Raw genomic sequence first — 436 nt, 5'->3', positions numbered from 1 at the left:
CCGTAGCTCACCACGCAACCTGGCGGCACTTGCGCCAACGTCAAGTAAAGCGCGGTGCGGCGCATGTCGGCGGGTCGCGACTACGCCCCGCTGGCGGTGTACCTGCGGCGCCCGGAACCGGCCGACCCCGCGCCATGGCACACGGTGTTTCGCTCACCGGTGCGGTAGCAGGGCATTGTCCCGAGGGCCGATCACAAACATGTTTGCCGCCGGATAGCCGCGCCCGCCCGCGTGGGTCAAAAACGCGAGCGGACGCGCGACAATCTCGTGCCCGTCGACCTTGCGCGCCTCGACGCTCGCCTGCACCAGCGCTTGCACCCACTGCACGCCCTTGCGAGTCAGCCCCTGGCGCCGGCGCAGCAGGCACTCCAGAGCAACCAGGGGCAACTGCGCACGGGCTTGCCCGACAAACAGCGCCTGGCGCCGTTGCCGCTCA

General features: G+C 70.0%; 1 protein-coding gene. It reads right to left on the bottom strand.

The window, feature by feature from the left end; genetic code table 11:
• Positions 1-153 precede the first annotated feature (153 nt).
• The coding region (locus AC0L3B_RS38435) for a dermonecrotic toxin domain-containing protein (protein ID WP_473382815.1) at positions 154-436 on the bottom strand (283 nt) is incomplete at its 5' end.

It is taken from the genome of Bradyrhizobium sp. Kon56 (assembly GCF_055807635.1).
Note: the sequence above shows the minus strand (reverse complement) of the source record. Positions and strands in the feature narration are given on the sequence as shown.